This is a genomic window from Secundilactobacillus hailunensis (assembly GCF_005405185.1).
Lineage (GTDB): Bacteria > Bacillota > Bacilli > Lactobacillales > Lactobacillaceae > Secundilactobacillus > Secundilactobacillus hailunensis.
In genome coordinates this window covers 1-8,027 of sequence record NZ_BJDO01000069.1, presented here as the reverse complement: position 1 = coordinate 8,027, position 8,027 = coordinate 1, and the positions used below count along the sequence as shown (strand labels likewise).

Annotated in this window: 5 protein-coding genes; 4 read left to right on the top strand and 1 reads right to left on the bottom strand. The window is 43.3% G+C overall.

The window, feature by feature from the left end; all coding sequences use genetic code 11:
- Positions 1 to 443: 443 nt before the first annotated feature.
- Complete coding sequence (locus tag FFM73_RS11730) at positions 444 to 869, top strand: Hsp20/alpha crystallin family protein (protein ID WP_054654542.1); 426 nt, start codon at positions 444 to 446, stop codon at positions 867 to 869.
- Positions 870 to 939: 70 nt separating this feature from the next.
- On the opposite strand, the gene FFM73_RS11725 is transcribed toward FFM73_RS11730, so the two are convergent.
- Entirely contained in the window at positions 940 to 1,788 is an 849-nt protein-coding gene (locus tag FFM73_RS11725) for an aldo/keto reductase (protein WP_235874513.1), read from the bottom strand.
- 151 nt (positions 1,789 to 1,939) lie between these two features.
- On the opposite strand from FFM73_RS11725, the gene FFM73_RS11720 reads away from it, so the two are divergent.
- From FFM73_RS11720 to adhE, 3 genes are all read left to right on the top strand, one after another.
- Complete coding sequence (locus FFM73_RS11720) at positions 1,940 to 4,264, top strand: cation-translocating P-type ATPase (RefSeq protein WP_137631863.1); 2,325 nt, start codon at positions 1,940 to 1,942, stop codon at positions 4,262 to 4,264.
- 101 nt (positions 4,265 to 4,365) lie between these two features.
- Positions 4,366 to 4,893, top strand: coding sequence for a DUF1836 domain-containing protein (locus FFM73_RS11715; protein WP_137631862.1), 528 nt, complete (start codon positions 4,366 to 4,368; stop codon positions 4,891 to 4,893).
- A gap of 299 nt (positions 4,894 to 5,192) precedes the next feature.
- Positions 5,193 to 7,814 (top strand): bifunctional acetaldehyde-CoA/alcohol dehydrogenase, encoded by a 2,622-nt coding sequence (adhE, locus tag FFM73_RS11710; protein WP_137631861.1) that lies wholly within the window; start codon positions 5,193 to 5,195, stop codon positions 7,812 to 7,814.
- Positions 7,815 to 8,027: the final 213 nt, after the last annotated feature.

Here is an 8,027-nt window from a genome sequence, read left to right as displayed (position 1 = left end):
AAATAGTGTAGTGTCCTATTTGCGTGTTCAAATATAATAATGGTATAGAAAAAGGAGTTGAAAGGCAAACTGCCTATCAACTCCAAATATCGTAGCACCGAAAACATAGAAGAACCAGTTCCTAATATTTGGCACCACATTGAGATACAATATCACTAAAAATAGCACGCTAACAAAGTGTATAAAAAGTTTGACCTTTACTGATAAAAAATAAAAAAGTTTTCAGTTGCGATTTTAAGCCAATTTAAAGTGAATATCAAAACGCTGATATAACAGCACTTATAGCCCATATTTTAAAAGCAATTAGCACTCTCGATATTCGAGTGCTAATTGCTTGCATTCCTGACCAATACTGACTAATATATACACTGTAAGGTTGGTAAGGAGGTAACAAGCACCGAGTTATCGGCCTTAGCTAAAAATTCTGAAAGGGGTTTTTCTCTATGACAAACTTATTAGCAAACAGAAACATTAATGATATGGATCCAATGAACTTCTTCAACGACTTCGGCAACTTTGGTCAGAAGTTCTTTAATGATGATGAAATGAAGACTGATATTAAAGAAAACGACAAAGATTACGAAGTCTCCGCTGAACTGCCTGGTTTTAAGAAGGATGGCATTCACATTGATTATCGTGACAACACGCTACGGATCAATGCCGTTCACAACTTAGATAAGGAAGATAAGGATGAAAAGGGCCGCGTCCTTCGTCAAGAACGTAGCTCAAGCAACGTTACCCGCAGCTTCTATCTGCCAGGCGTTGATCAAGATAATGTCAAGGCAACCTACGATGGCGGCATTTTGAAATTAACATTGCCAAAGATGACTGAAGATCAGCAAGACAGTCACCACATCAGCATTGACTAATCGTTGTTGAAAATTTGATTGCAGCTACCAAAAAGACGCACCGAATTAAGTTTCGGTGCGTCTTTTTTGTTTAATCGTGATAAACCTTGTATTGTTTACCAGTTTCGTAAACCAGTTCGGGATCGTCTCCGGTACGTTGATTACGGTTCAATAAATCAACCATACCGCATTCGTCTTCGGAGAGGTCAAAATCTAATTGGCAGTTTTCTTTGATTCGGCTAGGGGTCTTGGATTTAGGAATGATGGCAACTCCGTTTTGCAGGTGCCACTTTAAAATTAGCTGAGCAACCGAAACGTGATGGTGATCCGCCATTTTCTTTAACATTTCATCATCTAGGGTGACGCCACGTCCCAGCGGACTCCAGGCTTGCGTCACGATGTCGTGGGCTTTATCAAATTGGACTAGTGCGCGCTGGTTAAGGTACGGATGTAATTCAACTTGGTTAACAACGGGCATTTCCTTGGCCTTAGTTTTTAAGAGTTCTAGGTGGGCCATGCTAAAGTTAGAAACTCCAATTGATTTCACCTTACCGTCTGCCTTGAGTTTTTCCAGTGCGCGCCACGTATCAAAGAAGTACTTCTGAACCGGCCAATGAACTAGTAACAGATCAAGGTAGTTCGTTTTGAGCCGTTTAAGTGAATCATCAACTGTTTGAATCGTATGATCATAGCCCTGGCTGATTTCGGCCACTTTGGTCGTGATAAAGACCTGGTCGCGCGGAATTTGCAGGTTGACTAACGTTTGACCCAGAAAATCTTCGTTGCGGTAGATCTGGGCGGTATCAAATAACCGGTAGCCGGCATCGAACGCCGTTTTAATCGTTGTATCCATCATTTCTTGTGTATTGATCAAGTAAGTCCCAAACCCGACCAGCGGCATTTCGTTACCGTCTGCCAGTTTAACTGTTTTTTCAACCATTTACAGTACCCCTTCTCTGATAGTCTTCATATCCATTATAGCAAAAGCGCTTACAAATATTGGTATTTCCTTAAAGAAAGTAGCAGATTGCCCCAAGTAGGCTAGAAGTTTTGTACAATACTGTTAATAGATACGAAGGGTGGTTTGGTGTATGCCGATTTCACAGGGTCTAACAGCAAAACAAGTGCAGCAGCGAATCGATGCCGGGCAGCAAAACGAGCCGGCGCCGTCTTTAACACGGTCAATCAAGGAAATCTTCCGGGATAATTTACTGACCTGGTTTAACTTGATCAACCTAGTTTTAGGCGCGTTAGTGCTGATCACGGGGAGCTATAAAAACGAACTGTTTTTGGGCGTCGTAATCGTGAATACGGCTATCGGCATTATTCAAGAAATTCGCTCCAAACACCAAATCGATAAAATGAGTCTTCTGTCTGAATCGACTTATCAGGTTCAGCGAGCGGAAGGCACTGTCCAGCTTCATCAAGACGCAATTGTCCAAGATGATCTGTTAGTGATGCAGCGGGGCGATCAGTTACCAGTCGACGGCATTGTTAGAGTCACTAATGGGATTGAAGTTGATGAATCCCAGATTACTGGTGAAGCTACGCCAATTACTAAGCAAACGGGGGACACAGTTGTTTCCGGTAGTTTCTTGGTGAGCGGGCAAGCAGTCGTCCAAGCGACGCACGTTGGGGCGAAGAGTTTCATTAATACGTTATCCGGCGAAGTACAGTCAGGTGAGAGCACGAATAGCCAGCTGCTCAATACCATTAACCGCATCATTAAGATCTTAACCATCGTGATCGTACCCCTGGGTGCCATTCTTTTTGTTTCAAGACTGTTAAATCACAGCAGTATTAACCAAGCGATATTAGGTACTACGGCGGCCATGATCGGGATGATTCCTGAGGGGTTGGTTTTGCTGACCTCGGTTTCTTTAGCGGTTTCTGCCATGAACCTTGCTCATCACCGGGTTCTTGTTCGGGAACTTCCCGCCATTGAAGGACTAGCTCGAGTTGATGTTTTAGGCTTGGATAAAACGGGGACCATCACCAGTGGTAAATTGCAGCTGAGCAAAATTATCCCGTTGAATCATCAAACACTCGATCAAGTAAAGCTGATCGTGGGCGGAACGATCAACGCAATCGGCGATGATAACGAAACTGCTCGTGCCCTGAATAGTGCGTTAGCCGATCCGGGCTGGCAGGCCACTCAGGTCGTACCGTTTTCTTCAGCTCGGAAGTGGAGCGGTGTCCGGGTTGAACAGCAAAACTACGTCATTGGTGCACCGGAATTTATGCTCAAACAGGTTCCAGCTGAGCTGGCGAAGCAAATTGAAGGGTACGCTGCGGATGGGTTACGGGTCTTGTGCATTGCTCAAACCTCTGAACTGCAGCCTGATAATTTAGGTGAAGTAACCTTGCTGGGGTTGATCTTAATCGAAGATGAGATTCGCGAAAATGCCGTTGAAACATTTCGTTATTTTCAAAATCAGGACGTGGCGTTAAAGGTTATTTCTGGTGATAATCCCACTACAGTAGCTAATATTGCTTCTCGAGCAGGCATTAAGCATTGGGATAAATTGATTGATATGAGCAGTTTAGGCGATGATATTGATTATGATCAATTAGTAGCGAAGTATACCGTTTTTGGCCGGGTAACACCGACCCAGAAAAAGCAGTTAGTAATGGCTTGGCAGCGTGCTGATCATACGGTTGCGATGACTGGCGATGGCGTGAACGATATTTTAGCGTTGCGGCAGGCAGACTGCGGAATTGCCATGGCCAGTGGCAGTGAGGCAACTAAGAGTATTGCTGACTTTGTGCTGGTTGACTCCAACTTTGATGCTATGCTCAACGTCCTTAATGAAGGTCGGCGCGTGATCAATAACATTGAACGGGTGGCGGCGCTATACTTAATTAAAACAATGTATTCGGTCGCTTTGAGTTTGATCTTCATTTTTATGAGCAACGGGTATCCGTTTCAGCCGATCCAGTTAACACCGATTTCAGTCCTGACCGTTGGGATTCCGACGTTTTTCCTGGCACTGGAGCCGAACTACCAGCGGATATCCGGTCAATTCATGAGGCAGGTCATGGTGATTGCGGCGCCCGCGGCCATCTGCGTGGTGACGTATATTCTCGTTATTGACCTGTTTGGCGGTGTGCAATTTAATTTGAACTACGCGGAAACGTCGACCCTATCAGTGTTATTAACGGGTGCGGTTTGTTTGGTGGCGCTGCTGATGGTTGCCAGACCGCTTAACCGGTTGAAATTAGGGTTAGTCGTGTTAATGGGCGGCTGTTTTGTCCTGATCTTTGTGTTCTTTGGTAAACTGTTCTCGTTAGAAGGTATCTTTAACTGGGCAATGGCACTCTTTTACTTGCCGCTGTTAGCAAGTGTGTATCCCTTCTTCTATCTCGTTCAAGAGATCGTTGGCAAGCGGATCCTAGCCCGAATTGATTGGCGTTGATATGGGTTTAATATATCGGATTATCTAGTTACTAAAACCAGATAAACGTGTTACACTAATTATAATGTAGTTAATCATACGACATAAAAAGGAGTGGCAATATGGCAGAATTCGATCAGTATCACCGCTGGGAAGCTCAGATTCGGCAAGTTCAGTTACCGCACTGGAGTGAACTGCCCAAGTTTGATTTGTATATGGATCAGGTCGTGGCGTTTGTTAACGATGCAATTGGGCAGCTAGGTGTGGAACTGATTACGCCCGCCATGATCAATAATTACGTGAAGCACCAAGTGATCATTGCGCCGGTCAAAAAGAAGTATCAGACCATGCAGTTGGCCGATCTACTCTTGATTGGGCTGCTGAAGCCACTCTTTTCAACGGAAACGATCCGGCACGGCATTGATCAAGTGACTGCCGGTGACTTCCCGAAACAGGCTTACGACAACTTTATTGATGTGTTGAATGAAGCACTGAAGAATTTAGGTCAAGGACAGCCGGAGACACCCGCTAAAACATTGAACGACAAGCTTATGCAGGTGGCTGCGGATACGATCGTTAACCGGATTCAATCAGAACAGTTATTGCGGATGATCGAGAAACCGATTAAGCCAATTAAACAAGTTAAGTAGAATGTTAAAAGGGCTTCGTCGTAAGGAATATGAGGCTATTGAAAATTATTTTCAGAAAAAATTTCACATATAAATAAGCTAGTAGTCGATTTCACAAACTATAAATTTAAGTGCTTTCATTATTGATTTAATCATGAAAGCACTTGTATACACCGCCAATAAAGGAACCGATATGGCTATAAAATGAGCAAAATCAATTTAGATTTACCTATTTACATTTAAAAAAAGTGTGATAATATAGTTTTTGTGAAAGAGATAACAAAGAAAACAACTCATATTTCCATAATGGAGGGTTAGAAATGTTAAAAGAAATGAATTCAAAAGAAAATAATAAACAGGCTAAAAAGCCCGTCAGTGTTACTGAACACGTTGATGCTTTAGTTAACAAAGCCCACGATGCATTGTGTGGCATGGATAACTTTACTCAAGAAAAGGTTGACCATATTGTGCACCAAATGGCAATTGCCGGTTTGGATCAGCATATGCGGTTAGCTAAACTGGCCGTTGAAGAAACTGGTCGGGGTGTTGTGGAAGACAAAGCCATTAAAAACATGTTCGCCACTGAAGAAATTTGGCACAGCATTAAGAATGACAAAACTGTTGGCATTATTGAAGACGATAAAGAACGTCAATTAATTAAAGTTGCTGAACCACTAGGAATCCTAGCTGGTGTTACACCAGTTACCAACCCAACTTCTACTACAATGTTCAAGTCATTAATTGCGGTTAAGACGCGTAACCCAATCATCTTCGGCTTCCATCCACAGGCACAGAAATGTTCTGTAGAAGCTGCTAAAGTGATGCGCGATGCAGCCATTGCAGCCGGTGCTCCAGAAGGCGTTATTCAATGGATCGAAGAACCAAGCCTTGAAGCAACCACTGCTTTGATGAACCATCCAAAGGTTGCTTCTGTACTTGCTACTGGTGGTCCTGGCATGGTTAAGGCCGCTTATTCAACTGGTAAGCCAGCTTTAGGTGTTGGTCCTGGTAATGGTCCTGCTTACATCGAAAAGACAGCTAAGATCAAGCGGGCTGTTAATGACATCGTCCTTTCAAAGACCTTTGACAATGGGATGATCTGTGCTACTGAAAACAGCATCATCATTGATGCCGACATTTATGAAGATGTAAAGAAGGAAATGAAAGCTCGTAAGGTCTTCTTCATTAAGAAGTCTGAACAAAAAGCTTTAGCTGATGCAATGTATGATCCAAAGCGTGGTAGTGTTAAAGGCCCTATCGCTGGTATGTCAGCCATTAAGATTGCTAAATTAGCCGGTATCGAAGTACCAGAAGATACTAAAGTCTTAGCTGCTGAATTAACGACAGTTGGTCCAGACAACATCCTTTCAGCTGAAAAACTTTGCCCAGTAATCTCTGTTTACAAGTCAGCCGACCATAAGGAAGGCTTCAAGATTGCTAACGATTTGTTGCACTTTGGCGGCCTTGGCCATACTGCAGCCATTCACACTGAAGACCAAGATCTAGCTACTGAATATGGGATCAAGATGAAGGCCAGCCGGGTATTAGTTAATACGCCATCAGCTCTTGGTGGTATCGGAAACCTTTACAACGAAATGATTCCTTCATTGACCCTTGGTACTGGTTCATGGGGCAAGAACTCTGTTTCACATAACGTCTCATCATTTGACCTATTAAACATTAAAACAATCGCAAAGCGGCGGAATAATATGCAATGGATTAAATTACCTCGAGTTTACTTTGAAAGGACATCAGTTCGTTACCTTGGCGATATGCCTGGCATTAAGAAAGTCTTTATCGTTGCTAGTCCAGCTATGATTAGACTGGGTTACGTTGATAAGGTACTTGGCGAACTGAAACGTCGTCCAGACGGTATGGAGTATCAACTTTTCTCAGTAGTTGAAACGGATCCTACTACTGATACAGTTGAAAAAGGCTACGAACAAATGAAGAACTTCCAGCCTGACACGATCATCGCTCTAGGTGGTGGTTCACCAATGGATGCTGCCAAAGCAATGTGGTTATTCTACGAGCATCCAGATGCAAGTTTCTTCGGTGCTAAGCAGAAGTTCTTGGATATCCGGAAGCGGACTTACCAGTTTGAAAAGGCTAAGAAGGCACAATTTGTTGCTATTCCAACCACTTCAGGTACTGGTTCAGAAGTGACACCATTTGCTGTTATTACTGATGCTAAGACCCACGTTAAGTACCCATTAGCTGACTACGCATTGACACCAGACGTTGCTATTGTGGACTCGCAATTCATCGAAACGCTGCCTAAGAAGGCTATTTCATACGCTGGTTTGGATGTCTTGACCCACTCTATTGAATCGTTTGTTTCAAACATGGCTTCAGATTACACTCGTCCATGGTCACTGCAAGCAATCAAGTTAGTCTTTGAAAACTTAACGGCTTCATATAATGGTGATCTCCAAGCGCGTGAAAAGATGCACAACGCAGCTACCATTGCCGGGATGGCCTTCGGTAACGCCTTCTTAGGTGTTAACCACTCAATCGCCCACAAGCTTGGCGGTGAGTTCGGACTTCCTCATGGTTTGGCAATTGCGATTACCTTACCACACGTTATCCGTTACAACTTTAAGGAACCTCGTAAGCTGACTACTTGGCCTAAATACGAATACTTCCGTGCGGATGAAGACTACGCTGAAATTGCCCGTTACATTGGTTTAACTGGCAAGAACAAGGAAGAACTTAAAGAAGCTTTGGTACACAAGATTATCGATTTAGCTCACTCAGTTGACGTTACTTTAAGCTTGAAGGCTAACGGCGTTGATAAGAAGCACTTCGATGAAAAGGTTGATGACTTGGCCGAATTAGCTTATGAAGACCAATGCACGACCGCTAACCCTAAGGAACCACTCATCGGCGAATTGCGTCAGATTATGATCGATGAATATGATGGTAAGGGTGTGGAGAAATAGAGCGTAAAAAAAGACGCTTAGCTCCCAGAATATAAGAGAAATAGCCCCATACAGTCCGGTTTTGACTGTGTGGGGCTATTTCTCTTATATGGCCGGGAGCTGTCTTTTTTTGCGCGTTTTCTACCAAAAGACAACCCTTTTATAAGATGGTTTAGGGAAATTAGGGCATACTTAAATAGACCTACTGATTTTAGCTTTTTTCGTGATAAAATA

What these genes read in the sequence shown, in the direction of transcription:
- adhE (WP_137631861.1), top strand. Translation starts at nt 5,193, where the DNA reads ATGTTAAAAGAAATGAATTCAAAAGAAAATAATAAACAGGCTAAAAAG.
- FFM73_RS11715 (WP_137631862.1), top strand. Translation starts at nt 4,366, where the DNA reads ATGGCAGAATTCGATCAGTATCACCGCTGGGAAGCTCAGATTCGGCAA.
- FFM73_RS11730 (WP_054654542.1), top strand. Translation starts at nt 444, where the DNA reads ATGACAAACTTATTAGCAAACAGAAACATTAATGATATGGATCCAATG.
- FFM73_RS11720 (WP_137631863.1), top strand. Translation starts at nt 1,940, where the DNA reads ATGCCGATTTCACAGGGTCTAACAGCAAAACAAGTGCAGCAGCGAATC.
- FFM73_RS11725 (WP_235874513.1), bottom strand. Translation starts at nt 1,788, where the DNA reads ATGGTTGAAAAAACAGTTAAACTGGCAGACGGTAACGAAATGCCGCTG.